This is a genomic window from Levilactobacillus paucivorans, assembly GCF_001437125.1.
Classification (GTDB): domain Bacteria; phylum Bacillota; class Bacilli; order Lactobacillales; family Lactobacillaceae; genus Levilactobacillus; species Levilactobacillus paucivorans.
Window position 1 is genome coordinate 35,456 of the sequence record NZ_JQCA01000024.1, and the last position, 24,653, is coordinate 60,108.

The following is a 24,653-nucleotide window of genomic DNA, read 5'->3' on the forward strand; positions in this document are numbered from 1 at the left end:
AGGAGTCCGCGTCATGCGTCTCGAAACGACCGGCCAAAAGGCCTTTAAGATTTGCCAGTTAACGGATATTCATTTGAGTGACACGCCCCTAAACGAGGCTAGTCAGAAATCCCTAACGGCCATTGATAAGATGCTTCAAGCCAATGACTTCGACCTCATCATGATTACCGGGGACCTTCTCTGGGGCAAACAAGCCTCGAAGCCAGCAGAAACGCTGGGTGCCCTGTATGACGTCTTGAATCGCTACCCGGTTCCAGTAGCCATCACGTATGGCAATCACGACGCCGAAGGTAACCTCGACAGAGCCGGCTTACGTCAGTTAGAAGCTGGCTTAGCCCACCCCGCCGATAAGCATCACGCGGCCGTCGTTGACGACCGTGAAAGCTACACGTTAGAGGTGACACGAGATGGTAAACTCGCCCACGTCTTGTACGTCTGGGACAGCGGCGACTATTCTCACTGGCCAGCCGACGAACAGTACGCGGCCATTGAACCGGAACAAATTGAGTGGTTTACCCGCTTGCCTTACGCTCGGACCCAGGCGCAAACTGATCTTGGGTTTCTACACATTCCCTTACCGGAATACACGCAAGCTGGTCAAGCGATTCTCACGGGTGAACAAGGTGAGGCTGTCTGCTCACCCGTCACCAACTCAGGTTTGTTCTACACCCTGTTGAAGTCACAAAACGTCAAGGCCCTCTTTGCCGGCCACGACCACGACAACAACTTCACGGCCAACTACCGCGGTATTGGTTTGAACTACGGTAACCCGACCGGATACAACAGCTACGGGACACTCCCACGGGGTGCCCGCGTCATTTCCCTGTTGCCCGACGGTTACGAAACAGAAATTCTCAACTTCTAGGTCACTCCTGGCCGCCACACTTTCATTACTGAAGATGTGGCGGCTTTTCTTGTCCAAATACCCATTTTCTATTAACAAACCTGTTACTTACACAAAAACAGCACGCCGCCAAGAAATTGGCAGACGTGCTGCTGAATCATATGTCTTGTTTAGTTGTGACGCTTGTTCCGGAATCCGGCTAACCCTAAGGTGGCAACTAAGACCGCCATCCCTGCGGCAATCCAGCTCGTAGAAGAAGCTTCGTTGGTTTGTGGCAAAGTAGTCTTGGTCGTCTGCTGTGCAGCTGCCGTGTTCTCGTGACTAGCTAACATCGTGGCATGACCAGCCTGAGCTTTCGCCGCTTGACCACCCTTGTTGGCAACAGTATTAACAACCTTATCGCCGTCACCACCGTTAACAATCTCACCATGTCCGGTTTCAGGCTTTGCGGCTGGTTCTTCAATCGTTGCGCCATCTCCGCCTTGAGCCAATGAACTGTAGGTGAAGGTGACCGTTGATCCGGCCGTCGTGTAAGTTCCAGTGACGAAACTTGGACTCGTCAATTGGTAGCCATCTAATTCTGGTGCGGTGATCGTGTAGCTATCTCCGACCGTTCCAGTTTCAACGTGTTGACTGATAACATTTCCATCTTCATCGACGTTAACCACCGTGACCGTCCCAGTCGTGACACCTGGGGTTGGGTCAACTGGTGTGACGGGGTCGACGGGATCCTCACCATTGACGATGTTGAAGGTCAGGTAACCGAAGTAACAATTGTCACTCGTGTTGTAGTTAGCATTTTCCAAGAAGAGTGTGTAAGACCCATCTGGAACATCGCCAACAGCTGTCATGGTAAAACCTAATGGATTGTCCGCGTCGGCACTGAACTTAAAGAGTGAAGAGGCATCGGTCTGTGTCCGAGCCCAGCCATCAACAGCGGCACCTTTCATACCAGGTGTTGGGGCCCCAGCAACGACCGTCGCGCCAGAAGAGAACCGCAGTGGAACAATCGCATCAGTCTGATCCAGCTTGCCATCGGCACCTTGGATCCCGACCACGACATCCGTCAGAGGATCGAAGTTTTGAACCTTTGGCGTCAATTTGTAGGTCTTACCAGTAACAGTTTCATAATAAACCGCCACATAACTTAACCCACTGCCAAAGTGGTTTTCCATTCCCCAGAACTTTCCATTGTACCCACTGAAGTCTGGCAGAACGCCACTCAACTGGTTGTCCTGAACATCGAGCTGAGTCAGTCCAGCCCAGGTACTTGGAGCAGGTAATTCCCCAGTCAATTGGTTATCAGAAACATGCAAACCAGTTAATTTCGACAGCTTCGTTGCTGGCGTCAAGTCCCCTGTCAGCTGGTTCCCCATCAGATGCAATCCATTCAAATCTTGGTAGGCTTCAATGCCATCCAAAGTTCCAGTGAGACCGGCATGACTAACCACTAACTCTTGTAACTTAAGATTCTGTTTCAAGTACGTGTTTAAGAAGGTTGCCAGACTCATGTTGAGATTCATGGCATGACCTGAGCTATCAAGCTGATAATCAACCAAGTTGGGGGCAAAGCTCATATCGATTAAGCCATTGTCAGGTAAGGCATTGTCCCAGTGAAAAGACTTCATGTTGGTAAAGTACTGTAGTCCTGTGAGATCTTGAATCTTACCGTAACCGGCCGAATCAGTACTCAGATACGCGAAGTTAATACCATCTGAAACGTACTGATAGAGATTAGCAGGAGTCACAAAAGCATAAGCATTGTGATTAACATTCGCTTCAAATTGTTTAACCGCATAAATTACCCAGTTCTGAGTCGCTTTGTCTGGCATCCATTCATCAGCGCTTTGCCCCACAATAGATGGGGCTTCCTTTACCAAGTTTGCTCGACTCATCCGTAACTTCTGTAAAGTCTGTGCTGACTGTTCGTCTTGGTTCGTTTTACCTGGTGTCTGGACGTCAGAAATAACATTCTCTTTTCCAGATTGAACGTCGTCTTGAACGGGTTCTTTATCCTGCTGAACATCCTTTTCGGGATCAGGTTCATCGGACTCAGGAGCTTCGGGTTTCTGATTCTGATCAACGTCACTTAACTTATCTGACTGAACGTCATCTTTATCAACTTCCGATTTAACATTTTCCTTAACTTCAGGCTGCTTACTGGAATCATCCTTAGCAACCTCAGTCGTTGCGGGATCTGCTGCTGGTGTGACATCCGCCTGTGCCGTCGTGATTCCCGTCAGACCTAAGCCCAACGCAATAACGGTAATACTAGCGTAAACCCAGCGTTTGCCAGCCTTGTAACTCTTGTAGTGTTCCTTGGCTTGTCCCATCATTGGTGTTCTCATGATTGCTTCCTCCTTGTGAAGTAAACCTGCCCTAGTCATTCTTTTATGTATTCGTTTTCACTTTCATCTAAATAAAAAACAAATCTCGTTGTTGCATCCTCACACATTTTCCAATGTGAGTAATTTCTCTTACAAACCTATTATAACTGAATAGGAAAGCTTTTCAAGGGCTAATCGTCAATTACGTTGACTAATCTGAAGTTGAACGTTTTACTTTAAAGAATCCTTTTATATCGGGCAATTAACAATCATTCCTAGATACCGATAGAAACGTATACCATCCACATTCGTGTCGATGGGTAAGGACATCCTAAAAATAGATGTCAGCTAGTTATGACACTTTACTTTCTATTTTTAAGACACCCTTTTCACCTTTTATCCGGGTATAAATGAGATCTAATTCTACCAAAAAATTAAAAGGGACGACGCCCAACGGTATCGTCCCTAACAACTATGTCGTTTTAATTCAGTCGCGCACTGAGTTTCCCCGCCTAATTATGACGTTTGTTTCGAAAACCAGCTAACCCTATGGTGGCAACTAAGACAGCCATCCCCGCAACAAGCCAACTCGTAGAAGAAGCTTCATCAGTTTGCGGTAAAGTCGTCTGGATAGCCTGTTGGCTAACTGCCGAATTCTCATGGCTGGCTAAGGTTGCGACGTGCCCAGTTTGAGCCTTTGCGGTTTGACCGCCATGCTTGACAACCTTATCGGCGTTCCCATCGTTAGTAATCACGCCATGCCCAGTTTCAGGCTTTGCGCCTGGCTCGCCAATCGCCGCACTATCCCCATCCTGGTCTGACGTTTTATACGTAAAGGTAACGGTCGAGCCAGCTGTCGTGTAAATCCCAGTCACTGAACTTGGACTCGTTAATTCGTAACCATCCAATTTGGGCGCGGTAACTGTGTAGCTGTCCCCGACTGTCCCGGTCTCGACGTGTTGGCTAATGACATTGCCATTCTCATCAACATTAACTACCGTCACGGTTCCGGTCGTGATACCCGGCGTTGGATCCACTGGGGTAACGGGATCGACGGGGTCTTGCCCATTAACGATGTTGAACGTCACGTAACCTAGATAAGTGTGTCCAGCACCATACTTGGAGCTGTAAACATAAATACTGTAAGTGCCATCCGGGACATCCCCATTGGCTGTCAGCTTGAAACCTAAGGCGTTGTCTGGGTCGGCACTAACCGTGAACAATGATGAATCATCTTGCTGGGTCTGCGCCCAAGCATCAAAGGTGGACCCCTTCACGTCAGCCGTTGGCGTTCCCGAAACGATGGTCCAGCCATTACCAAAGCGTGATAGTGCAAAGGTATTGTCCGGGTCCATCTGACCGGTGGCATCCTGAACCCCATTGACAACATCTGTGATGGGGTCAAAGCTCGTCTTAGTTGGCGTCAGCGTGTAAGTCTTGCCGCCAACTGTCTGGTAGAAAACCGATTGGGTACTGTAGGTTCCCGTACTGAAGTGATTATCATCTGCCCAGAAGCTCCCGGTGAACCCGGTAAAGTCTGGCAAATCACCACTCAACTGATTATTTTGAACGTTGACTTGTGCCAAATTAGTCCAGTTTGCTGGCGCTGGTAACTTACCCGTTAACTGATTACCATCCACAAACAATTGGGTCAAATTTGGCAATTGCGTCAGCGAAGAAAGATCTCCCGTCAATTGATTGTCAGAGACCCGCAACTGCGTCAAATCCTGGTAGGCCGCGAAGCCGTCCACTGAACCGGTCAGTCCGGTATCGGTTAAGTCTAATTGTGTCAGCTTGGTGTTTTGGCCCAGATAAGTGCTCATGAAAGTCTCGGGACTCATTTGCATATTAATCTTCACGGTCCCCGAAAAATCACTCCCGATCAGCATGTAAGTCTCAAGGTCTGGGGCAAAACTCATATCGATCAGCCCATTGGTGGGAACATTGTAGGCCCACTCAAAGGCGGTCAGCTTGGTAAAATACTGGAGCCCCGTCAGATCATGAATTTCACCGAAAGTGTTAACGTCGGTCTTTTGATAACTCAAGAACAGTGGTGCACTGACATATTGGTAAAGGTTAGAGGCATCAATTGTCAGAAATTGATTATGTTCTGCCTGTTTAACTGCGGCGATCACCCAACCCTGAGTTGCCTTGTCTGGCATCCACTCATCAGCATTCTTGCCTACGATGGATGGGGCTTCTTTAACCAATGCGTTGGGACCCATCATCCGTGAACTTTTTAGCTTCTGCGATGTCGGTTGTTCGTCGTGGGTCGCCTTGTCTTGTTCCTTAACATCCGAAACGACATCGGACTTTTCTACAGATTGATGGGGTGCTTGACCCGGTTGTTCATCCGGCTTGACATCCTGCACAGGACCTGGCGTCTCGGATGGGTGTTGTAACTTGTCAGCGTCAGCTAGTTTGCCTGCCTGGTCGTCATCCTTTGTGGCCTCCGGTTTAACGTCATCCTTAACTTCCGGCTGATCAGGTTGGTCCTTAGCAACCTCCGTCGTGGTGGGGTCAGCAACTGGGATGACATCCGCCTGCGCCGTCGTGATCCCTGTCAAGCCTAAGCCCAACGCAATAACAGTAATGCTAGCGTAAACCCAGTGCTTGCCAGCCTTGTAGCTCTTGTAGTGTTCCTTGGCTTGTCCCATCATTGATGTTCTCATGATTGCTTCCTCCTCGTGAAGTAAAACCTGCCCTAGTCAGTTCGTCCGTGTATGCGCTTTCAATTTAATTTAAGTCATCAAGCAACATGCATTATTAATTCATTTATTCGCCACATATTTTAAAATGTGGATAATCGTCTCTACAACTGTATTATAACTGAACTGGAAGGCATTTCAAGGATTAATCGTTAATCAGGTTCACTAGTCCCTGGGTTAAACGTTTTATCACGAATAAGGCCTGTCATCATTGCTATCACGCGATTCATTCAAGATCGATTCAGACCGTGATTTTAGCTGATCGGCCTATTCACCGCCGACGATCGATCTGTCCTAGTTACCTCAATTTACTTTCTATCATCCACACTTTTGAACCTGGTATGAACGAGTTCAACCTTCTATTTACAAAAAGGGCGACACCCGCAGGCATCGTCCCCATACAATTTATCAATTTAATTAAGGTCGTTGATCAACAATCTCACTGCCAGTAAACCGATAGACCAGCTGGTCGTCGATGGTCCGAACTAGCGGATCAATCATCTCCGCCCACAGCGGATTGGTCGACCCATCCGCCAAGATCCGTTCGGTTCGCCGGAAGTAAACCCGCGCGCCCTTGGCCGGCTGAAGTGCCACTAATTCTGGCAAATCTAACACGGCCGCTCGATTACGTTTGTTAATCTGGATATAGTTAATCAAGGCCTTGGCCAGATCACCTTGAATATCCACGATGTGCTTGTTCGCACCCAGAGGCAGGAAGGAATTCTCCGGATCACCCACCAACGTGACATAGCTCTGCCAGTCGTTGTGCACCGGCCAATCATGCCCGGGATTCTTACTCAACAACCGACGCGTTGGCGTGTCAATGTATGGCAAGTGATTTTCAATTGCCTGTCCGTCACCTAAGTAAGCTGGCGTCTCCTGAAATTGTTGCTGGAGGGCCGCCAACGTTAACGGTGGATTGTCCAACTGCCATTTCACCTGGGCCTGAACCGTCATCACGGTATCAATCTGCACGTGAGTGGCATTCTTCCACGACGGCCGTCCCTTCTCTGGGGCCGGTAAGGCCAGGAAAATGATCACCGACCCCACTGGCACATCCTCCAGTAACGATCCCTGATAGCGATTGCCGTGGGCGTGACAGAACGTGTAAAGAAAGTTTGGCGCCCAGACATAGGGATCTTCATTGTCACCACCGACAGCGTCCACGCCAATGGTCAGATCGGTCTCGGCCACGTGCACCGGGACCTCCTGGCGGACATTGTGTGGGACTAGGAACACCCGTGGGGCATCCGCCAGTAGTTCCGTTAAAGTCCTCTGTTGTTTCATCTTTCCTAACCCCACTTTCTTAACTGACCTATGGTAACAAATATTTAGCGTCGCGTTCGTGGTCAAATGACGTCAAAATCTTTGGCCCATCTTCGGTCACAACTAAGGTGTGCTCGTACTGACAGCTCAGGCTGCCATCGACCGTGTGAATCGTCCAGCCATCGTCATCCGGGCCGGAACATTCATAGGAACCTACGTTAATCATGGGTTCAATGGTAATGGTCATCCCCGCCTTGAGACGCTTGCCGTGGCCGGCCTTACCGTAATGTGGCACATCAGGCCGTTCGTGCATCGTCGGTCCAATGCCATGGCCGATGTAATCCCGAACCACGCCGTAACCCAACTGGTTTTCCGCATAGTCTTGAATAGCAAACCCAATATCCCCGATACGATTACCCACGACTGCTTGGTCAATCCCTAGGTAGAGGGCCTTGCGCGTCACGTCCATCAACTTCTGAACCTCTGGAGACGCCTTGCCCACCACGATGGCATGGCAAGCGTCGCTCAGGTACCCTTTGTAATCAATCACCGTGTCGAGCTTGATGAGATCGCCATTTTTAACGATGATGTCCTTGCTGGGACAACCATGACAGATGACATCGTTGACGCTGATACAGGTCGAGTATTTGTACCCTTCGAAGTTCAGTTCACCGGGTGTGGCCCCGTGACCCACGATGTATTTGTAGGAAAAATGGTCGATGTCCCAGGTGCTCATCCCTGGCTTAATGTAGTCTTCTAGTTCGTGAAACAGGCCAGCTAAAATGTCGCCCGCAGCCTGCATTCCCGCGATTTCGCGGTCTGATTTTAAAGTAATCATGTGTCCTCCTGTAAAATAGAAATGATTACCTTTCAGTATACGCTTGCGATCGCCTAGCGCCAAAGGAAAAATGGACTGGATAACTACTGGCATACTTTCATACACGCCTTACATTACGCCAATACCATTACTGGTTTCAACATCGGCGATGATGAGTTAATACCCATACTTAGTCGAAGCAATCCCTGGCAACCGCAGACGCCCAATTGAGGTGACCCATAGTTAACGCCTCAATTCGTTGACTTTTCAAGGGTGAGATGGTTTGATAGGACTATCTTGAACCACTAAGGAGTCTTATTGATGGATGATTTAACGTTACCTACTGCGATTACGGCCTTCATCAACACCACGAACGCCAGCGATTCTGCCGGGTTTGTCGCCTTATTTACCGCCGATGCCGTTTTAAATGACTGGGGCACCGAGTACCATGGCACAGACGGAATTGCTTCCTGGAACCAGACCGACAATATTGGCAAACAATCGCACTTCGAACTCGCCGACTTTCGTCAGACTGATCCCCGAACCTGGATCGTCGACCTAGTGGTCACTGGCAATGGCTTCAACGGCACGAGTCCGTTCCAATTCACCGTGAGCGAAGACCACCTCCAAGAAGTTAAAATCCTACCAGATTAAACCTGAAGTTTAGGCGAGCACGCGATGCTCGTCTTTTTATTTGCCGGTAACAGCCGTCAAGGCCTGTGACATGGGCTAACTCACAAACTTTTAGTTAGTAAATAACGCCATATAGGCAAGATGTTTTTAGCCCGTTGAAGCCTATTCAATCGCCGTATTAAAGTCTTGTTATCCGGCTAAAATCCCCCCACTTATTTAACAGTTCGATAGACACCACGCCTGTAAAACACGGGATTACTTTTATGGTTTAATCAATGTGTAAATAAATAGTTTTGTGGTAACATTACCCCTATAAGAAACCATTCGACCGCAGCGTTCTCCTCGGGTTTTTCAACCGTCAGCTGCACGGCTAAAATGAGTGAGGAGAAATCACGATGAACATCCGCAAATTTGAGGACCATTCACAAACCACTAAGCTTCATTTCAAACTTTATAAAGCAGGAAAATTATGGCTGGTGGGCGCCATTGCATCAGGCGTTCTCGTTGCGGGATTAAGTGTCTCAACCACTGCCAACGCCGCTACAAATGAAGACGGTGACGATGCTGCTGAAGTAGCAGATTCAGGAACAGTTACCGCGAAATCGGTGAAGCTAGTAACTTCATCCGCGGCTCCGGCTACATCTACTGCTGAACCAGCTCACTCTGTGGCTGCTCCGGCTACACCTACTGCTGAGCCAGCCCATTCTGTGGCTAGTCCGGCTCCGTCTGCCGCTGAACCAGCTCATTCTGTGGCTAGTCTGGCTTCGTCTGCCGCTGAACCGGCTCATTCTGTGGCTAGTTTGGGTTCGTCTGTCGCTGAACCAACACCAGCCTTTGCTGCCCCGATGGCGCTTTCAGCGATCGCACCACTCCCGGCATCCGATCCAACCATTCAAACAGATTCGGACAGCGATGGAAAGCCGATCGCTGGAACTACCATCTCAACTGTACCTAGTTTGGGAAACTTCTACGTCAACGTAGGGGATAGTAATGTCATCCCCTATGACTCAAAAGCCTACGTTGGACTAGTTCCCTATGATGCCGAAAATATGAATACTTTTCCACAAGATGTTTTTGGCTTTTATGTTGTTCTACCAGCCTCAATTACGGCTAAACTAACTGATGTTCAGGACGCTGCAGATGCCTATGTTTCTGCTTTAAAAGCTGATGTCGATTCTGATGGGAAACCTTATGTCAGTATCGACACACTGAAGGTCTACCGTTTGGAGAATACGAAAGACGGCCGTTATGTCTTCTACTTCCAACCAAACAAGGGTGCTTCGTTTCAAAAAAAACCACTGAACAGTACTGGCACCGACAAGCGTACCGGCTACGGTAGTCAGGTTCATATGTACACCTTGGTCTCAACAGCCAATTCAGATGATGAGGGTCCAGAACCTACTTCTGTCGTCATTAACAATCCCAATGGAAAAAACGGTGAGATTCCAACCTCAGACATCCTGTTCATGGGAATCGGTGATCAAACCTACCCTGGCGGCAACGACTACCAAGCTTACAGTGCCACGGATATCTCTGGAACAAGTGATTGGCCCGATGATAACGTTGTGGGTATCTACGCCGACAATGGGGCCAAGACTCTGACCTACGTTAACATTAGTATTGCAGAAAAATATACAATCCGCGTGGCGGACACGAATGCGACCATCATAGGAAACACCAAGTTTCTTCCCGATTCAGTTTCAACGAAACCCGGGACGACCTACAACCCTAGTGATTATTTAACTCATGCGTTCTTGTCGAGCAAATTGAGTCACTCCGCATACTGGTATCCTTCTATTCAGTATGTCGGCAACTCGACTAATCCGACACCGCAGACACTACCGGACACTGTTACTCTTGAGCCAAGTAAACTAGATATGACCGATAGCACTACCGGCTCGGACATCACCGGAAATATCTTCACCTTCCAAGTTTCACGAATCAAGACTAAACTCTCTGCGACCAATGCCACTTACTATGCTGGCACCACTAACGCCTGGAAACCTGAAGACACCCTCGGAGGGACCGCCCCAGATGGGACAGAACTTGACGTTGCCCAAGCTATCAAAGGTAATACCCCAACTTTGGGATCGATCGTGATGACCATCACTGATCAAAACGGGAAAACCGTCCAAACCACAGAGCTGAATATTTCCGGCACATACACAGTGACATACAAGTATGACGACGCGCAAGGAAACACGAGCAGCGCCACATCGACAATCACAGTCAAACCAGCTGCCAGCACCTTAACCGTAGCGGACCAAGCCATCACAGCCGGCACTAAATGGACGCCAACCGATGCCATCACTGGCCAAACGGCCGTCGATGGGACTGCCATTACCACGCCATCGATGGGCACCGCAGCCGATGGTTCTAAACTTGCGGTTACTATCACGGATAGTGATAACAACACGATCGACCCAGCCACCTTTGACGCTAGCACGCCGGGGACTTATACCCTGACCTACACGTACACGGATGCCAATGGTAATGTCGTGACCCCTGATGCGGTTACGCTGACTGTCAACCCACGCTCAATTCCCGATAATGGTGGCAATACCACGACAGGAAACACTGGCACAGACAATCCAGCAACCGATCCCGGGTCGACGGGTACTGGCACGACAAAGCCAGGTAAACCGACGATGCCTTCTAAACCAACGACACCCACAAAGCCAATATTGAAGGCCGTTCACGCCCCTCAAGTTACACCTGTACCCAAACAACTCGTTGAACACCCAATGGCCAAGGGTACCGCACCAGCAAAGGGCGTTCAACCGACCGGTGGTCATGCGATGACGACTGTTGGTCAATTAGCTAAAAACGACACGCTGCCACAAACTGGTGAACAGAACACACCGTGGTTAACTGAATTGGGGCTTGTGCTCTTGGCTTTGAGCCAAACTCTAGTAGTTCGCCGGAAACAAGATTAACTGAACAGAATTTCTAACGCGTTGCGGTCATCAGACTGTGACGCGTTTTTCTTGTAAGATTACTGTAATCACCTTATATTGGCACAAGAGGTGCCATATGAAATCCATAAAAAAGCAAAACTTAACTGGCGAAACTGTTCTGCCAATTCCTAAGGAAATTGAAGCTAACGCTGACTACTACGATGTCTATTCCGGTCGAAACAAAGCCATTGTCTATTTGCCTAAAGTTCTTAATCCCTTTAACAACGCTGAATTTATTAAAACCCATCAACATGCCTTGCTTCAAGATGACCGACTTAAACCTCATTTACGACATAATGAATTCTAACTGTCTATCGAAAGTCACTCCCCCTACTAGTACTAACGAAATCCGCCGCCAGTTTTTCGCATATTTTTCAAAAACTTTTTTCAAACTGTGAAAACTCTTAGAACAACGGGACTTTGGTCACGATTTCATAAGAAAATTACTCATTTCTTTTTAATTTTCCTGTTTACAAATCAAAAAAAGATGCTAGTATAGGTTTCACAAGATAAAAAACGGAGGAAAGACAAGTAAGATTCGTCAACCTGCCAGTGAGTTGGGAGCTAGTGAAAACCCAATCAGCGTTGACCTATCCGAATAACACTTTCTTAGTTGCTGACCGAACCAACCTTGGTTGAAGTAAGTTAAGCCGTGACCGATACGTTACCATCGGTGGAGTATGATTGTACTCCAATTGAGCTGGTCTATTTTAGATAGACAACTTGGGTGGTACCGCGAAAGTAGCCTTTCGTCCCTTGATTTTCTGAGGGGACGGAAGGCTTTTTCTTTTGTCTTAATCCAACACGTAAAGGAGAAATGGACCATGCATTTAATTATTCCAGAATCATACGAACCAAAGCTGTCGGTTAAAGAAACGCAAAAGGCTATCCGGTACATCCGTGAAACCTTCCAAGACGAATTCGGTGACCAATTAAATCTGTCACGGCTGTCCGCACCTATGTTTGTCGACAAGGCCACTGGGCTGAACGATAACTTGAACGGGGTTGAAAAGCCAGTCTCCTTTACCATGGCTGACATGGGCGACGCTCAGATTGAAATCGTCCACTCTTTAGCCAAATGGAAACGGGTTGCCTTGAAGCGTTACGGCTTTGACCTACACGAAGGCCTCTACACCAACATGAACGCCATTCGTAAGGACGAAGACCTGGACAACTACCACTCCGCTTACGTTGACCAATGGGATTGGGAAAAGGTCATCACCAGAGAAGAACGGACGCTTGACACGTTGAAGCAGACTGTTCGGACTATCTTCAAAGTAATCAAGCACATGGAACACGAAGTTTGGTACAAGTTCCCCCAAGCTGTTCACCACTTACCCGATGAAATTCACTTCATCACGACGCAAGAATTGGAAGACCGTTACCCTAAGTTCACCCCTAAGGAACGGGAAAACGCCATTACCAAGGAACTTGGCTGTGTCTTCTTAATGAAGATCGGTGGCGAATTAAAGAGTGGCAAACGTCATGATGGCCGGGCCCCTGACTACGATGACTGGGAATTAAACGGTGACATTCTCTTCTGGTACGAACCTTTGAACCAGGCCATGGAAATCTCCAGCATGGGGATTCGGGTCGACGCCGACTCACTGCGTAAGCAACTTAAGTTAGCTGACGCCGAGGACCGGCTGACCTTGCCTTATCACCAAATGGTCTTAAACGAAGAAGTCCCATTCACTATCGGTGGTGGGATTGGCCAATCCCGGCTGTGCATGTTGTTACTGGGTAAGGCTCACGTGGGCGAAGTGCAAGCTTCCCTCTGGCCACAAGAAATGATCGACAAATGCGAAGCTGCTAACATTCATTTACTGTAAACAAATAGCCACGACTCGCCTTTACTTGGCGGTCGTGGCTTTTATTTTGTGCTAAATAAAGAGATGGGAGGCCGCCTGCGGCTGCCAGGGATTACGCCTGCTGTGGGGACGCTTCAGCCTAAAAACCAGGCTTCTCGCTCGCTTTGAAGCCACGAAGACCACGCGTCTTCAAAGTCGCCCGTGACCTCCTCCGGCTACACTGTTTTTTGCCAAATAAACGACCACAACCCAACTTCACGGCTTCACCATCAATACATTATTCTTTACTCTCAGTTGAATTCGTCAACTTTGATAAACTGTCTTTCCAGCTTGAAAAGGATTCAAACGTTTCTCCAATGCCACTTTTACTTTCCTGCATTGCCTTCCTAGTTTCTTCTTTTAGTTTCCGTTTCCCTTTTTCTTCAGAAATATCTCGTTTTCTATCCACCTAATACCTCCTTATCGACCTGAGTTTCTTCAATATAGGCAGTATACCGCTAACGTATATCGATGTACTTCAATTGAACTTACACAAATACTTCTTTCTATCCCACTAAATTCATCCCATTTACCAACATTTTACACAACCGCAATCCCACCTTTACACCAATTCGATACGATGAACCCTAACCGCTGTCACCTTGTGGCAGACTTACTCGTTCTAGAAAGAAGGACCTTGCGTGTTAGAAATCATTAAAGCGGTCATCTTGGGTATCATCGAAGGGATTACGGAATTTCTACCGATTAGTTCCACCGGCCACCTTTATCTAGCCGATGCCTTCGTGAAACTCAACGAACCCACGGCCTTTATCAATATGTTTATGGTGGTTATCCAACTAGGCGCTATCTTGGCGGTGGTCGTGATCTACTTCAATAAACTTAATCCCTGGGCCCAGCGAAAAACTAATCTGGAACGTCACCAGACCTGGGTACTCTGGGCCAAAGTCATCATTGCAGTTCTGCCAGCGATCATTGTAGGCTTGCCGTTAAACGACTGGATGGACGCGCACCTCACGAGTTGGCAAGTCATTGCGGGAACCCTGATTGTCTACGGTATCCTGTTCATTGTGATTGAAGCCTACAATAAGACAAAGCGGCCCCGTTATGCCGATCTCAACCAACTCCCCATCACGATGGCCGTCCTGATCGGCCTCTGCCAAGTGCTGGCCATGGTCCCCGGAACCTCACGCTCTGGCGCCACCATCTTGGGTGCCATCTTACTGGGAACCTCGCGTTACGCAGCCACCGAATTTTCCTTTTTCCTAGCCATCCCCACCATGCTGGGTGCTTCCAGTCTAAAGGTTTTGAAATACCTCATCCACGGCAACCACTTCACTGGCATGCAACTAGCCGTGCTGACAACTGGAACCGTGGTGTCCTTTCTCGTGGCCTATCTGGCCATTAAGTTCCTTCTCAGCTACATTCGTAACAATGATTTCAAGGTCTTCGGGTGGTATCGAATTGCCCTTGGAACACTGGTAATTGCTTATTTTGGGTTACTCAACTAATTATCTGACCCCAATATTGCCAGTTTGTTACAAGTTATGTGACAGCCGTTTGTAATATTTGAATGGCTGTTTTTTGATTTCTTAAGAACTTATTAAGCCCGGTATCATAGGATCCTCAAGGAATTGAAGGTCCAACACTAATCAGGGCCAACTCTAACTCCCCAGATGTTGTGAAGTCCTTTTAACTGCCCGGTAACCGGCTGTTAACATGTTTGCAACATTTCTCCGGTATACTGCAATTAGCAATTAAGGGATGAGGAAGTTATCGAAATGTCAAAATTTAAAATTAAAATCGCAACATTATTATTACTATTTGGCTTCTCCTTCGGGACTCTTACCGATGTGACGGCCAACCTCATGCCTGAAACCACGACTACGGCTCAGGCATCGAGCAAGGTCTCCAAGAGCCAGGCAAAGAAAATCGCCGAAATCAATAAGAATCTTTCGAAGAAACAAAAAGCTGCTAAGAAATGGATCGCTAAGCGCGAATCCGGCTACAACTACTCCGCTCGTAATGGTCGTTGTTACGGTCGTTACCAATTACTGAAGTCTTACCTGCACGGTGATTACTCACCTGCTAACCAAGAACGGGTTGCCAACAACTACGTCAGTGGTCGTTACGGCACTTGGACGAAGGCTAAGCGTTTCTGGCAGAGTCATCACTGGTACTAGAATAGCGTCGGCTGTTCGTACCTTATCGCTACATAGCACAAATCACCAGGGTTCTTGTTTGGACATAGAATTGACTGAGTAACTGACCGACTAGCTGGGGCTAGCCGGTTTTTTATTTTGCGCATTTAGTCCTTAACGACTAAACTAGAAATCATAATCATTCTGAGAAAGGATCAGCCAATGTCTAAGAAAATCTGGGCCACCAGTCTAATGGCCATTCTGGCCAGCTTCACGTTGACGGCCTGTGGGGCTAAATCAACTGTCACAACCCATCAACCCCAGCCAACGACCACTAAACCGAAAATAAAGCCCCTGACCGTCTCGGAACTGCAGCACGATAAGTCACTGACCTATGCCACCATTATTTACTTTGCCATTCATCACACCAAACTGCCACGCTGGCAAGAGGTGGCCGACATGCAGGCCGGCTGGCAGGTCGAGATCTATCCTCACAGAGGTAGTCGCAAGTATCTGGTCTGGCCGGATCAACACATTACCAGCGCCCAGAAGAATCTGGCTCCCAACTGGTTTACCATGAAGAACCAACAAGTCATCTACGACAGCTTCATCGTCCACTCCTTTCGCAAGGATCAGACAGCCACGACGACGTTAACCAAGATCGTCAAACAGATCAATCACGACCACGCCGAGAAGAAAGTTCGGCACATGCCACACAATCTGGCAATCATCAATCATGCAAAATAACCAAAACAGACACACCGAGAAATTCTGCGGTGTGCCTGCTTTAATTTTTAGCTAGCGACGATCTGGGCGAGGCGAGTCAGATTCTGATAAAAGGCGCGCTTCGCAATCGGCGCCATCAATTTGATCGGCAGCCCGGTATGATCTGGCACATACAAAGCCTCTCGGATCCGTGTTCCCGCTTCCTGCGCCGTCAGGGTAAAGACCAGCCGGTAAGCCAACCGTCCCTGAGTACTCTCGTAAGTTACCTGGCCAGCCGTCGCCGTAACCGTGATTCGTTCATGTTGATTCAGGGCCGCGTCTTGCCGAGTTACCTCGAAGGCATTCGCCCCCGCTGCCACGGTCGTAATATCTGGGACCCACTTCAATAGTGCCTGCGGGTCGGCCAGAACCTTCTGGCTATCTGCGACCGTCGCCTGGGCTAAAACCTCATTGGTAAAGACTGCTGTGTTTGTCATACTAAGAACCTCCTCTAGATGATGACCCCATTCTAGCGGGTTCCTCTAAAGGGTTAAAATCAGTATCCTGATATTTAGAAACGGTCGTATATTTTTTCGTGAAAGAGTTGGGCGAGTAACTTCTCGGATTGGCGATAGTCCTCGCCTGCCAAGCGTTCACTGCGTTCCGCGATCATGGCCAAGAGATGGTAATCATTAGCTAATAGGTAATGGGAGTTATGGTCAGTCGCAAACTGAATTCCTGCCACAAGCAGTTGCATGGCCGCGTTGTCCCGCTGGGCTTCAAAATCAAAGAGGGCCGCCAAGTAGAACAGAATATTCAGATTTTCCTCATAGGAACTGTTGGCCAGATCGGCCAACGCCGTAGTCACCAGCTTCTGAGCGTCTACCTGCCGATGCTGGCGCCCTCGCACCAAAGCCAGCGACATCTGGGCGATTCGGGTCAGTGTCGTGGGGCGACCACTCACCGCACTCGCTAGACTCAACTGGAAGCTCTGTTCTGCGGCAACGAGGTCGGGGCCCAGCTGAATATCCGTGACTCCCAGATAATAGTAATAGGCCTGGGTCTGTTCGTCGGAAGCAATCGCCGCTATCACCTCGCCTTGCTGCAGAAAGGCCTGAAGTTCTGCATAGCGATGCTGGTTACAGAGGACCTCAACGCGCTGGTTAAACGCCACCTGCGGCCCCACATCGAAGTTCTGAGCCAGACTAATCTCACTTAGACTGATTGCCAGTCGTTCACATAACCGCATCAGAAGCGTCGCATTGGGCGTATAACGGTCGTTTTCAATTGCCGACAACATGGACTGGGCACAGATATTCTGGGCCGCCTCACGCTGGGTGAGATGGCGCTGCTGGCGAACCTGTTTGAGTGTCGTGCCTAAACTCATCGTGGTCCCCTCCTTACTCGTTGCTTTGATTATACCGAACTGAAGCCTCTTGCCAATGATTAACCACCATACGACGAAAATCAATCTAACGCGGGATAAACGATTAAACATCGATTAAGACCGCTAGCTCATCATTTTAGACCTAAGAATATCTTGTTAGACTAGAGTAAAGTCCCCGCGTGACCTATCCGTGCCGAGAAAGAAGTCTGTCCGCATGAAACACCAACTAGTCAAAATAATCACATTGATCGGTCTACTAACCCTCACCCTAGCCGGTTGCCAGTTGCCATCCACTACCTCGGGCTATCAACCCGGCCACACCATCAAAGTCGGTCAACGCCGCGAGACCACCTTCGCCTTGGTTGCAAGTGCCGAAAATTCCACCACCAATTATCACCGCCAATACGGCTATCTCGAAGACATTGGGGATGGGCGTGGCTACACTGCCGGGATCATTGGGTTCACCACGGCCAACGGCGATCTCCGCCAAGTCATCCAACGTTACGTTCACTTGAAGCCCCAACATAATGGACTCAAGCCTTACCTGCCCGCTCTCAAGGCCGCAGTGGGGTCGGCTACTCATCATGGACTCGGCCACCCGTTTATCCAAGCCTGGCATCAGGCGGCCAAGGACCCCAAGCTCATTCATGCCGAAAACTACATTTTAGACACCGAGTACCTGAATCCCGTGTTGCGCGCGGCCAAAAAAGATAATCTGAGTCCACTGGGACAATACATCTACTACGATGCCATGGTGGTTCACGGTCCCGGCAACGACAAGAGTAGCTTCGGTGGCATTCGTCGTCAAGCCAAGCGACTAGCTAAGACACCTCGTCAAGGCGGTAATGAGACCCATTATCTCCAAGCCTTTCTCAAGGCCCGCACACCCATCATGCGCCAAGAGGCTGCCCATCACGACCTCTCTCGGCTGAACGCCCAGCGTCAGTTTATTCGCGACAAAAACTTTCAGCTCCAGCGCCCCTTAAGATGGCAAATGTATGGCGACCGTTACCATCTCAACTGACCACAAAGGACCGTTCCCCTCAATCGGAAACGGTCCTTTCATTTCATTCATATTCAAAAAATTTCATCACAGTCTAAGACACACTGTTGGTCAACGTCCAAGTAATCGTCCCGGAATAACTATCAGCAACTACACTACCAGAAGCCTTCAGGATTAGGCCGTTACTGGTCGTCCACCCACTTGAGATATCCACTGGCAAATGATCCCCGGTGGTATGGGTCAACACTGGCGTGGCCGTATTTCCAATCGTCGTCGCAATCCCGTTATTCTGGTAGGCCACGGTTGCGGCCAATTGTTTCCCGGTATTAACACCTGTAAACCCAGAATCACCGAGTTGGGCCATCAAGGTCCATTGGGACCCTAGACTCCGATTATCCTGAACCGCCAAGCTTTGACTAGCAGTCGCCGAATACGTCGTGGCAATTCCTGTCAAAACGTGGGTTCCAAAGTCAACACTACCTGGGGTATTGCTGAAGAACAGCTCACCTTGATAAACGTAGGTAACTGTGGCGGCCGTACTGCTGAATTTACCTGTCGCATTAGCTGGCGTCTGACTCAGCGTATAACCACTGAAGGTCTTCGGCGTGGTCGTGTAAGCCGTCCCAGTATCACCGGTTAAGACCTCATCACTCGCTAGACTAGTGCCATCGGTATCGACATACCGGACGGTCACGCGACCTTCCTGGCCCCAATTATATTGACCAGCCATCGTGCTGCCATCATACGTCGTCATCAGGTCTGTCGCACTGTAGGACGGGCCATCGGTACCTAATTGCCATTTACCACTATACGGACTCACCGCAGACGCCGCTGGTAACCCCCAAGCCGTACTGCCGTGGAAATCAAAGGTCTTGCCTAACGTCAGGTGTTGTAACTTAGAATCCTGCTGGAAGACCCCCGTGTAACTCGTGACCTTACTCGTATCCCAATTGCTGAGGTCCAATGAGGTTAATTGCTTACAGCCAAGGAAGGCGTAATCCAACGCCGTAACTTTACTCGTATCCCAACCACTTACCGGCAAAGCCGTCAGTCCGGCATCACCATTAAAGACATAATCCATTTTGGTCACAGCACTCGTATCCCACTTGGAAACATCGAGACTGGTCAATGATGGACAAGTAGAAAACGCGTTTTTTAGCGTTGTCACCTTGCTCGTGTCCCATTTGGCAACGTCCACACTGGATAATTTTAAACAATTAGAGAAGAGGTAGTCCATCAACTGAACCTGACTGGTATTCCAATCGGCAACATCCAAGCTGGTCAGCGCCCGACAATTACCAAAAGTATTGGACATCACCGTAACGCCCGACGTATCCCAGTTACCAACTGATAAGCCATTAATCACCGTGCAATTATAGAAAAGATAACCGATATTCGTCGCCTGGCTGGTATCCCAATTTGCGACATCAACTGTGGCTAACTTACTGTCACCCAGAAACAAACTATTGAAATTCTGAACTGACGACGTATTCCACTTACCCGTTTCTAGGGTCGTCAGCGAACTACAGTTGGCAAAGGTCCGCGACAACGACGTCACATTTCCCAGTTGCCAATCGGCCGTCGTGACGGTAGTTAACGCCGAACAACCATCAAACATGCTAGTCATACTAGTCACCTGACCATCCTGCCAACCCGTGGTAGTCACGTTCGTCAACGCCGAACAACCATAGAACATCTGCTGCATGGATGTCACTTTGCTGACATTCCAATTGGACATATCTAGACTAGTCAGGCTAGTATCACCTCGAAACATCTGGGTAAATAATTTGTTGGCACTGAAATCGGCGTTGGGCATTTGAACCGAACTCAGATTTGTATCGTCTTGAAACATACTACTGGCGTTGGTAACACTTGAGAAATCATTATTGCTAAAACTGACACTGGTCAGGTTGGTATCACCTTGAAACATCCAACTGGTGTCGGTGTCACTTGAGAAATCATTATTGCCAAAATTGACACTGGTCAGGCTGGTATCACCTTTGAACATGGCCATCGACGTCGTCGCCCCCGCCATATTCAACTTGTCCAACCCAGTGACCGTGGTTACGTTGGGCAAACCAGCGAAGAGAAAACTGTACTGGGTAGTCTTCGCCGTCGTGGTAATCTCACCTTCGACACTGATCGCAGTGATAGCTGCAGCATAGTTGCCACCAATATTAGCTGGTATCGTAGAATCCTTATCATTCGCCCAAGGCGAAAACGCGGCTGGTAAATACTCGAAAGACCCCCCGCTGAGATGCAACACCCCGGCACTGTCAATCCGCCAGGTGACGGAACCATTAGTGCCACTGGCGATATCCGTGGTAGTCGTCGCTCGTGCCAGTGAAGCCTTGGTCACCGATGTTGGCGCACTACTGCCAGTCGTGTTAGTGGAACTGCTCGTCGCTTGCAAATCGCCTGAGACCGCAGAGGCGTTGTTCGCTACGAGCTGATCCAAAGTCGAACTGCCTGTGGTTGATGCGGCAACCGGGAGCGACGGCGTCATCAAAAGAATGCCAATGACTGGGGTCAAGCCCATCACTAACGCTGTTAAGATACCTAGCCATTTAAACTGCCATTTGCGCAACATTCTTGACCCCTCTATTCATAACCAACCATTTTTATACTTATAATTTTGTCATATCGACCATTTGTTATTAAAAAAGTTTTCTACCATTACTTCTTTATCCTATCATTTTTTGGAAGCGATGACACGTTTTGAATACAACTTTTACTGACTGATATCTCGCCTTTTCCAGTGTTGTTTTGAACCCTAACTTTCCATTTAATTTCTTATCCCATCGAAGGAAGACGACCTCTCGGCTGCCATCATTTAACAAATTTTCAAATTACTCCAAACGAAATAACTGTGGCAGTGATTAGTTAAGACCCTCTCTCCTGCCAAAATAGCATTCAAAAAAGCCAGCCGCAAATTTTGCGACTGGCTCACTTGTATCTAATTATTTTCCCTATTTTGAACAATCTCACCCGCTGTTCCAGTGTTGATCAGATTTTCAATCCGATCCAGCAGCATCAGCAGCCACCCAAAAGCCAGGACAAACGCCATCATCTCGAAGGCCGTCAGGGAGAAGTAGCCCACCCAGCGGAAGAGAACTTCCGCCACGAACAAGGCCGCCCCGACGCCATAGGACAGATATAAGAATTCCTGAGTCACCCGTGGTAACAGCCAGCGTACCCCGACAATCAGAGCCATGATGAGGTAGACCAGAAAGGTTGCCACCTGGTCATGCAGGGCGTGGGACGACACGTTGTTGGGAAAGACCCCGACGAGTCCCAGATCCACCGCCGTCAACGTTAACAAGATTCGGAGAACTAACAGCCGACGCGATTTGGGGAAGAACTCTTGGAGACTGACGAAGAGGTAGTCGATGAGGGCAATCATCAGTAACGCCGCAAAGATCAGTGTGGCATTGAATTGCCACCCACTCGAAGAGGCATTGTTCGTCCCCAAAAAACTCAGGTTATGTTGCCACCAATACCGTTGGTTGTTGACGGCCATCGCAATCACGACGCCGCTAATAATCACCAGAGTTAACACCGTGGTCAGCACACCCACATCCACCATCAAGGCAAAATACACCATGACGAGGTTCACGACCGCACTGAAGACCATGAAGATCACACTGGCCGTGAAGATATCAAAGATGGCGCCTTTGAAAAGAGTGCCGAGAAGCCACATACTGCCACTCAACATGAGCACCACAATTAGGGCAAAGGACAGCACAATCACCGGGAAGTTTCGCCAATAGATGTTCTGAGTGAAGTGGTTGTGCGGATTGTTGCGGTCGCGGATGAAGAATCCCGCAAACAACAAAGTGCCAACCACCGTTCCAATCACAATGATACCGGTCGCCAGTGAGTTGTCCCCGACTAATCGAACCGCATGCAGTCCCTGACTGAGACAGTAGATAAAGTAGCCGATAGCTGACAGCAAAGCTAAGGCTAACGGCCATACCAACACGCGCCCTTGAAAAATCTGAAGCCGCGGTTCGGCGAACTGCACCACGAGGCGGTCCCGCTTCACCACCAATTTCACTGGTGTATCCTGGTCCAACTTGAGTTGATCACTCACATCGGCTGGTAACTTCAATTGATACTCGTCTTTCTTCATGCTTTCCCCCATTAACATCGTTATACAATGATCCTTATTATAACAAAGACCCCCAACAATGGCGTGGCAGATTTAGGGACACACCAAAAAGGAACTGAGATAGATTCCCAGTCCCCATGTGTGTCTCCAAAATTAACTAACCGAAACGTGTGACACAATTTTCTAGTCGTTGGCGTGAACGTCAAAAGCTTTCAACAACATGTCTTGAACACCTGGGGCGTCAGGATCATGCATCCCCTGGCCCTTATCCAACGCAACCAGACTAGCCATCTCATCAGCGGTCAACGTGAAGTCAAAGATATCCAGATTACTCTTAATCCGCGCCGCGTGAACCGACTTCGGGAAGACAATGATCCCCAACTGATTTTCAAAGCGGAGGATAACCTGACCGACATCCTTGCCATACTTTTTGGCCAATGCCGTGATCACGGGATCCGTCAACAGGGATTGATTACCCTGACCCAGGGGTGCCCAGGCTTCTACCTTGACGTCAGCAGGGTCTAGCAAGCCGCGTAAGGCCTTCTGCTGGGTATAGGGGTTCCATTCTACCTGGTTAACGGCCGGCATCGTGGTGAAGCTGGGAACGAACTTCTGCCAGATCTTCGGCGTCATGTTGGAAACCCCGATGGACCGAATCTTGCCAACCTTTTGGGCTTCTTCCATGGCTCGCCAAGCACCCGGTACATCGCCGTAGGGTTGGTGAATCAGGTAAAGATCGATATAGTCCATCCCCAACTTCTTCAGGGAAACATCGATGGCTTTCTTGGCTGGTTCATAGCCGAAGTCCTGAAGCCAGAGCTTGCTGGTCACCCAGACATCTTCGCGGGCCACGTCACTGTCGGCGATGGCTTGGCCAACTTCATTTTCATTAAAGTAAGCCACGGCTGTATCAATGTGCCGATACCCGGCCTTTAAGGCTTCCGTGACGGCCTTGTAGGTTGACCCATCGGCGGGAATTTGATAGGTTCCAAAGCCAACTGCAGGGATCTCATGGCCATCATTTAATTTAATTGTAGGGGTTGTCATTAGTCGTTGCTTCCTTTCTTCAATTGAGCCAGACTAGATCCAAAGATCTGTTCGATCGTGACCGGATCACGGTGATCGAAGAATTGGCTCTCGTTGCGGTCCAGACTTGTCATCAGTTTCATTTCAGCGGGTGTCAATTCAAAGTCAAACACATCCATATTCTCAATCATCCGTTCACGATTGACGGACTTGGGAATAACGGTGATGCCGCGTTGGAGCAGCCACCGCAAGATAACCTGCCCCGTGGCCTTACCGTGCGCCTGAGCAATTTTAGCAATGGTGTCATTGGTAAAGATGTCATGCTTGCCCTCAGCAAATGGGGCCCAGGCTTCAACCCGAACGTCTTCGCCTTGGTTAAAGGTCACCTCAGTGGGCTGTTGATACCAGGGGTTCACTTCGATCTGATTAATGACCGGTTGCACATCCATGGTTAACTCTAGATTCTTCAATTTGTCGGCATAGAAGTTCGACACACCAATCGCCCGAATCTTACCGGCGTGGTAGGCCTCTTCCAACGCGCGCCAAGCCCCCATGGTGTCCCCATAAGGTTGGTGCAACAGGTAGAGATCCAAGTAATCCAGGCCCAAGCGTTCCAAGGAAGCGTCGATACCAGCCTTAGCCCGTTCGTAAGTGAACTCGGAGACCCACAATTTAGAGGTAATAAATAACTCTTTTCGGTCAATGCCACTCTTCTTAATGGCCCGGCCCACGGCCTCTTCGTTTTGGTAGGCGGTGGCCGTGTCAATCAGCCGATAGCCAACCTCTAACGCATTGGTGACAGCTTCCTCACAGTCTTTCAAATCAGGCACTTGGAACACACCGAACCCGAGTTGGGGCATCTTCACGCCATTTTTCAAGGTAATCATTGGTACAGTCATGTGAACAGTCCTTTCCGTTTA

The 24,653-nt window shown here is 48.9% G+C and carries 20 protein-coding genes; 9 read left to right on the forward strand and 11 right to left on the reverse strand.

Annotation, left to right across the window (positions count from 1 at the left end; genetic code table 11):
- Nucleotides 1–13: 13 nt before the first annotated feature.
- Nucleotides 14–865, forward strand: coding sequence for a metallophosphoesterase (locus IV54_RS01680; protein ID WP_057877666.1), 852 nt, complete (start codon nt 14–16; stop codon nt 863–865).
- 149 nt (nt 866–1,014) lie between these two features.
- On the opposite strand, the gene IV54_RS01685 is transcribed toward IV54_RS01680, so the two are convergent.
- From IV54_RS01685 to map, 4 genes are all read right to left on the reverse strand, one after another.
- Nucleotides 1,015–3,192 carry a MucBP domain-containing protein gene (locus tag IV54_RS01685; RefSeq protein ID WP_057877667.1) on the reverse strand — a complete coding sequence of 726 codons (2,178 nt, stop codon included), beginning with the start codon at nt 3,190–3,192 and terminating at the stop codon, nt 1,015–1,017.
- A 491-nt stretch (nt 3,193–3,683) separates the two neighbouring features.
- Nucleotides 3,684–5,843, reverse strand: a complete 2,160-nt coding sequence (locus tag IV54_RS11965) for a MucBP domain-containing protein (protein WP_057877668.1) — start codon at nt 5,841–5,843, stop codon at nt 3,684–3,686.
- 453 nt (nt 5,844–6,296) lie between these two features.
- Complete coding sequence (locus IV54_RS01695; RefSeq protein WP_157054324.1) at nt 6,297–7,166, reverse strand: hypothetical protein; 870 nt, start codon at nt 7,164–7,166, stop codon at nt 6,297–6,299.
- A gap of 28 nt (nt 7,167–7,194) precedes the next feature.
- Nucleotides 7,195–7,983, reverse strand: coding sequence for a type I methionyl aminopeptidase (gene map, locus IV54_RS01700; RefSeq protein WP_057877670.1), 789 nt, complete (start codon nt 7,981–7,983; stop codon nt 7,195–7,197).
- 300 nt (nt 7,984–8,283) lie between these two features.
- Between map and IV54_RS01705 the strand changes: the two genes are divergently transcribed.
- The 4 genes from IV54_RS01705 to asnA all read left to right on the forward strand — a co-directional run bounded on the left by IV54_RS01705 (nt 8,284) and on the right by asnA (nt 13,384).
- Entirely contained in the window at nt 8,284–8,616 is a 333-nt protein-coding gene (locus IV54_RS01705) for a nuclear transport factor 2 family protein (RefSeq protein WP_057877671.1), read from the forward strand.
- Nucleotides 8,617–8,990: 374 nt separating this feature from the next.
- Nucleotides 8,991–11,531 carry a KxYKxGKxW signal peptide domain-containing protein gene (locus IV54_RS01710; protein WP_057877672.1) on the forward strand — a complete coding sequence of 847 codons (2,541 nt, stop codon included), beginning with the start codon at nt 8,991–8,993 and terminating at the stop codon, nt 11,529–11,531.
- A 97-nt stretch (nt 11,532–11,628) separates the two neighbouring features.
- Nucleotides 11,629–11,859 carry a hypothetical protein gene (locus IV54_RS01715; protein ID WP_057877673.1) on the forward strand — a complete coding sequence of 77 codons (231 nt, stop codon included), beginning with the start codon at nt 11,629–11,631 and terminating at the stop codon, nt 11,857–11,859.
- A 517-nt stretch (nt 11,860–12,376) separates the two neighbouring features.
- On the forward strand, nt 12,377–13,384 hold the full coding sequence (gene asnA / locus IV54_RS01720) for an aspartate--ammonia ligase (protein ID WP_057877674.1): 1,008 nt from the start codon (nt 12,377–12,379) through the stop codon (nt 13,382–13,384).
- A 256-nt stretch (nt 13,385–13,640) separates the two neighbouring features.
- On the opposite strand, the gene IV54_RS11660 is transcribed toward asnA, so the two are convergent.
- Entirely contained in the window at nt 13,641–13,811 is a 171-nt protein-coding gene (locus IV54_RS11660) for a hypothetical protein (protein ID WP_157054325.1), read from the reverse strand.
- Between the two features lie 232 nt (nt 13,812–14,043).
- Between IV54_RS11660 and IV54_RS01725 the strand changes: the two genes are divergently transcribed.
- The 3 genes from IV54_RS01725 (at nt 14,044) to IV54_RS01735 (ending at nt 16,248) form a co-directional block, all read left to right on the forward strand.
- The gene (locus IV54_RS01725) at nt 14,044–14,871 is read left to right on the forward strand and encodes an undecaprenyl-diphosphate phosphatase (RefSeq protein ID WP_057877675.1); all 828 of its coding nucleotides are present in this window, start codon (nt 14,044–14,046) and stop codon (nt 14,869–14,871) included.
- A 270-nt stretch (nt 14,872–15,141) separates the two neighbouring features.
- Entirely contained in the window at nt 15,142–15,543 is a 402-nt protein-coding gene (locus tag IV54_RS01730; protein WP_057877676.1) for an aggregation-promoting factor C-terminal-like domain-containing protein, read from the forward strand.
- A 180-nt stretch (nt 15,544–15,723) separates the two neighbouring features.
- Nucleotides 15,724–16,248 (forward strand): hypothetical protein, encoded by a 525-nt coding sequence (locus tag IV54_RS01735; protein ID WP_157054326.1) that lies wholly within the window; start codon nt 15,724–15,726, stop codon nt 16,246–16,248.
- Nucleotides 16,249–16,295: 47 nt separating this feature from the next.
- On the opposite strand, the gene IV54_RS01740 is transcribed toward IV54_RS01735, so the two are convergent.
- Nucleotides 16,296–16,703 carry an SRPBCC family protein gene (locus IV54_RS01740; RefSeq protein WP_057877677.1) on the reverse strand — a complete coding sequence of 136 codons (408 nt, stop codon included), beginning with the start codon at nt 16,701–16,703 and terminating at the stop codon, nt 16,296–16,298.
- Between the two features lie 74 nt (nt 16,704–16,777).
- Nucleotides 16,778–17,593, reverse strand: coding sequence for a helix-turn-helix transcriptional regulator (locus IV54_RS01745; RefSeq protein ID WP_057877678.1), 816 nt, complete (start codon nt 17,591–17,593; stop codon nt 16,778–16,780).
- Nucleotides 17,594–17,807: 214 nt separating this feature from the next.
- On the opposite strand from IV54_RS01745, the gene IV54_RS01750 reads away from it, so the two are divergent.
- The gene (locus tag IV54_RS01750) at nt 17,808–18,617 is read left to right on the forward strand and encodes a chitosanase (protein ID WP_057877679.1); all 810 of its coding nucleotides are present in this window, start codon (nt 17,808–17,810) and stop codon (nt 18,615–18,617) included.
- Between the two features lie 73 nt (nt 18,618–18,690).
- On the opposite strand, the gene IV54_RS01755 is transcribed toward IV54_RS01750, so the two are convergent.
- The 4 genes from IV54_RS01755 to IV54_RS01770 form a co-directional block, all read right to left on the reverse strand.
- Nucleotides 18,691–21,183, reverse strand: a complete 2,493-nt coding sequence (locus tag IV54_RS01755) for a BspA family leucine-rich repeat surface protein (RefSeq protein ID WP_162259310.1) — start codon at nt 21,181–21,183, stop codon at nt 18,691–18,693.
- A gap of 369 nt (nt 21,184–21,552) precedes the next feature.
- Nucleotides 21,553–22,728, reverse strand: a complete 1,176-nt coding sequence (locus IV54_RS01760) for a DUF998 domain-containing protein (RefSeq protein WP_057877681.1) — start codon at nt 22,726–22,728, stop codon at nt 21,553–21,555.
- Nucleotides 22,729–22,890: 162 nt separating this feature from the next.
- Nucleotides 22,891–23,754: an aldo/keto reductase gene (locus IV54_RS01765; protein WP_057877682.1), complete on the reverse strand. Its 864-nt coding sequence runs from the start codon at nt 23,752–23,754 to the stop codon at nt 22,891–22,893.
- Nucleotides 23,754–24,632, reverse strand: coding sequence for an aldo/keto reductase (locus tag IV54_RS01770; RefSeq protein WP_057877683.1), 879 nt, complete (start codon nt 24,630–24,632; stop codon nt 23,754–23,756). The genes IV54_RS01765 and IV54_RS01770 overlap by 1 nt, the downstream gene beginning before the upstream one ends.
- Nucleotides 24,633–24,653 lie beyond the last annotated feature (21 nt).

What these genes read in the sequence shown, in the direction of transcription:
- IV54_RS01695 (WP_157054324.1), bottom strand. Translation starts at nt 7,166, where the DNA reads ATGAAACAACAGAGGACTTTAACGGAACTACTGGCGGATGCCCCACGG.
- asnA (WP_057877674.1), top strand. Translation starts at nt 12,377, where the DNA reads ATGCATTTAATTATTCCAGAATCATACGAACCAAAGCTGTCGGTTAAA.
- IV54_RS01740 (WP_057877677.1), bottom strand. Translation starts at nt 16,703, where the DNA reads ATGACAAACACAGCAGTCTTTACCAATGAGGTTTTAGCCCAGGCGACG.
- map (WP_057877670.1), bottom strand. Translation starts at nt 7,983, where the DNA reads ATGATTACTTTAAAATCAGACCGCGAAATCGCGGGAATGCAGGCTGCG.
- IV54_RS01770 (WP_057877683.1), bottom strand. Translation starts at nt 24,632, where the DNA reads ATGACTGTACCAATGATTACCTTGAAAAATGGCGTGAAGATGCCCCAA.
- IV54_RS01710 (WP_057877672.1), top strand. Translation starts at nt 8,991, where the DNA reads ATGAACATCCGCAAATTTGAGGACCATTCACAAACCACTAAGCTTCAT.
- IV54_RS01760 (WP_057877681.1), bottom strand. Translation starts at nt 22,728, where the DNA reads ATGAAGAAAGACGAGTATCAATTGAAGTTACCAGCCGATGTGAGTGAT.
- IV54_RS01730 (WP_057877676.1), top strand. Translation starts at nt 15,142, where the DNA reads ATGTCAAAATTTAAAATTAAAATCGCAACATTATTATTACTATTTGGC.
- IV54_RS01745 (WP_057877678.1), bottom strand. Translation starts at nt 17,593, where the DNA reads ATGAGTTTAGGCACGACACTCAAACAGGTTCGCCAGCAGCGCCATCTC.
- IV54_RS01765 (WP_057877682.1), bottom strand. Translation starts at nt 23,754, where the DNA reads ATGACAACCCCTACAATTAAATTAAATGATGGCCATGAGATCCCTGCA.
- IV54_RS01715 (WP_057877673.1), top strand. Translation starts at nt 11,629, where the DNA reads ATGAAATCCATAAAAAAGCAAAACTTAACTGGCGAAACTGTTCTGCCA.
- IV54_RS01705 (WP_057877671.1), top strand. Translation starts at nt 8,284, where the DNA reads ATGGATGATTTAACGTTACCTACTGCGATTACGGCCTTCATCAACACC.
- IV54_RS01685 (WP_057877667.1), bottom strand. Translation starts at nt 3,192, where the DNA reads ATGAGAACACCAATGATGGGACAAGCCAAGGAACACTACAAGAGTTAC.
- IV54_RS01680 (WP_057877666.1), top strand. Translation starts at nt 14, where the DNA reads ATGCGTCTCGAAACGACCGGCCAAAAGGCCTTTAAGATTTGCCAGTTA.
- IV54_RS01735 (WP_157054326.1), top strand. Translation starts at nt 15,724, where the DNA reads ATGTCTAAGAAAATCTGGGCCACCAGTCTAATGGCCATTCTGGCCAGC.
- IV54_RS01750 (WP_057877679.1), top strand. Translation starts at nt 17,808, where the DNA reads ATGAAACACCAACTAGTCAAAATAATCACATTGATCGGTCTACTAACC.
- IV54_RS11965 (WP_057877668.1), bottom strand. Translation starts at nt 5,843, where the DNA reads ATGAGAACATCAATGATGGGACAAGCCAAGGAACACTACAAGAGCTAC.